Origin of the sequence: Chitinophaga sp., assembly GCF_036566945.1 — a bacterium.
GTDB lineage: Bacteria > Bacteroidota > Bacteroidia > Chitinophagales > Chitinophagaceae > Chitinophaga.
In genome coordinates this window covers 1-3,147 of sequence record NZ_DATCVJ010000588.1, presented here as the reverse complement: position 1 = coordinate 3,147, position 3,147 = coordinate 1, and the positions used below count along the sequence as shown (strand labels likewise).

General features: G+C 47.4%; 2 protein-coding genes. Both read right to left on the bottom strand.

The window, feature by feature from the left end:
* Positions 1-1,353, bottom strand: a 1,353-nt coding sequence (locus VIP81_RS18015; protein ID WP_331964015.1) for a beta-N-acetylhexosaminidase, incomplete at its 3' end; no start/stop codon positions are given.
* A 130-nt stretch (positions 1,354-1,483) separates the two neighbouring features.
* A partial coding sequence (locus VIP81_RS18010) for a gliding motility-associated C-terminal domain-containing protein (protein ID WP_331964012.1) occupies positions 1,484-3,147 on the bottom strand: 1,664 nt, incomplete at its 5' end.

The following is a 3,147-nucleotide window of genomic DNA, read 5'->3' as shown; positions in this document are numbered from 1 at the left end:
GTCCAGTGTTTTGGGAACAGGTTCGTAGCTATATACTTTTTCCAATGGAAGATAGCCGCCGATAGCTTCCGGTTGTGTGGCCGGGTCAGCCTGATAACTGTCGAAATAACAATATCCGCCGGGTGTCATGATGACGTCGTGTCCTTCTGTGGCAGCAGCAATACCACCGCTTTCTCCGCGCCACGACATCACGGTTGCCTCCGGAGCGAGCCCACCCTCCAGTATTTCATCCCATCCCAGCAGTTTGCGTTTATGTGCGATGAGAAATTTTTCCATACGTCTTACCGCATAGCTCTGTAGTTCATTTTCATCTTTCAGTTTTTCGCTGCGCATACGTTGCTGGCATTTAGGACAGCTTTTCCAGGCTTTTTTATCTGCTTCATCACCACCAATATGAATATAGGGAGATGGGAAGATATCCATTACTTCTGCTAATACATTTTCCACGAAAGTGAAAGTAGTATCATTACCCAGGCATAGCTCGGAGTTTTTATAAGGGATACCGGAGCAGGACAGTTGCGGATATACCGCCAGTACTTCTTCTGAATGGCCCGGCATTTCTATTTCCGGAATAATGGTGATACCACGTTGTGCGGCGTAGGCCACTATTTCACGGGCCTCCGCCTGGGTGTAGTAACCGCCGTATGCATTAGGATCACCTTCCTGTGAATACCTGCGGCCTTTGGACCACCAGTCTTTCCAGTTGGAATAATTGCGCCAGGCGGCATTTTTGGTCAGCTCAGGATAACGTTTTATTTCCAGCCTCCATCCGGCGCCATCTGTCAGGTGCCAGTGAAAAGTATTCATCTTGTATAACGCCATCAGATCCAGGAAGCGTTTGATATAAGCGGCAGGAAAGAAATTCCGTGACACATCCAGGTGAACGCCGCGATAGCCGAAGCGGGGATGGTCTGTGATGGTGGCGCAGGGCAGGCTACGCTGATCCGGTTGCAACAATTGTAACTGTAATAGCGATTGCATGCCATTGAGCGCACCTGTTTGTGTGCGCGCAAAAATAGACACATACTCCGGTGAAATCTTCAGTTGATAACCCGCTGAATCAGGAATAACAGATTTGTCCACTGCAGCGAATATGACACTATGTAATGGTATCATTTTCATCAATGCCAGTTGTGGCTTCGGGAGATGAGCTGTTTCTGAAAAGAGCTTTGCTACACCGGAAAAGGCCGAAGCCGTAAATACATGGGTTTGCGGCGAAAGGGCAAAAGTGCCTTTCTCCCGTGTAATGGATGTGGGTCTCGGAATTAAATCGAGGTTGCCGGCAGACTGGCTATGGGCAGATATACCATAGCCAATGGTGAGCAGAAATAGAGAAGTAATACGTTTCATCATGTTACACTATACTTTGTTACGTTGCTGATAGCCGGTGAAAATAATGTCTTTTCCGGAAAAGCAGAAAGCAAAAAGCAGAAAGCAAAAGGCGATCGGCCTTTTGCTTTCTGCTTTTTGCTTTCTGCTTGAACTAGCGGACTACAGTTACTTCACCTTTGAGAACGTTGGAATTTCCTCCGGCTACTTTCTTGTAGTTGAGCCACCATACGTAAGTGCCTACATCTACCGGAACACCTTTGTATTTACCATCCCATCCTCTATGATCATCGGAAGTCATAAAGATTAATTCACCCCAGCGGTTAAAGATTCTCAGTTCGTAGTCGAACATTTGTCCTCTTACTATTGGTCTGAACACATCGTTACGTCCGTCGCCATTTGGAGAGAAGGCGTTTGGTACTTGTGGTTTAGGCTCGCACTGTACAAAGTCTACCGTGATATCATCAGTTGCGGTTCCGCAATCGTTGAATACTGTTACGGTATAAGTACCTCCATTTGTCACAGGCAGTGTAGGAGAGGAAGATCCGTTATCCCAGCGTACACCTGTGATACCACCGCCTTCAGCGTGAAGGGTCAGTGTTTCACCTTTACACATTACCGTATCTCTGCCCAGGTTGATGACTGGTAAACCAGTGATCCTTACGGTAACGCTATCCATGAATACGCGTTGACAATATTGATCCATTACTGCCAGTTTGTATTTGCCGGCTTGTGTTATTTGTTTAACCGGTTTAGGATCGCCATCATTCCAGAGGTAGGAGATCGCATCCGGATTAGTACCATCCAGTGTGATGCTGCCACCAGGACAAATATTTCTGTCTGGTCCCAGATCCAATGTGATAGATGGTTTCAGTCTTACGTTCACGGTATCTCTCACCACGCAGTTGTCTCTGCTTACTGCTACCCAATAACCACCAGGTTGATTTACCACGATGGAGTTGCTGGTTTCGCCTGTCTGCCATTTGATACGGCCGCCATTTGAATTCACGGTGAGCATAATAGACTGGTCAGGACAGATAGTGGTATCACGACTCAGGCTGATATCTGGTGGAGGATTCACACTCACTTTCACCGTATCGATCGTGATACATCCGGACTTCATCACTTTCACCCAGAATTGTTCCTGTGTACCTACCAGTATGGAAGCAGCGGTAGAGCCGTTACTCCAGAGGTATTGTGCGCCATTTACATAAGCATCCAGTTTCACGGACTGACCGCGACAGATGGTCGTATCAGGGATATCTACCAGTGGTGTTGGTACCAGGCTTACATGGATGGTGTCTGTAGTAGCACATTCACCATTGCTCACATTTACCCAATAAGTACCCGCCTGATTGATATTGATCCTTTGCGTGGTTGCGCCGGTAGACCATTTAATCTGGTAAGCGAAGTTAGCAGGTCCTGCATCCAGTACGAGGCTGTTGCCGCCGCAAATGGTGGTATCGTTACCGAGGTTCACCATTGGTTTCTGAATGTAGGTGAGGTTGTAGGTCATGGTATCAGAAGAACAACCCGTTCTGCCATCTGTGATAATGAAGGAGGCGGAGGTAGCGCCATTCAAATTGAACACATTATTATTCTGTGTGCGTGGTAAACCTGTTACTACATTGGAAGGTGTTACGCTTACCAGGGTGTAGGTTGGCAGGTATACGTCGCCCACTTTCCGTAATGCTATTCTGCCGTTGTCGGAGCAGTTGGAAGGCAGGGTAGCTTCCAGCTGTGGTTTAGCACAAGGATTGATGATTACACGTTGGATGACGTCATTGGCTTTGTTGCCGCAGGCATCCATGATGCTCC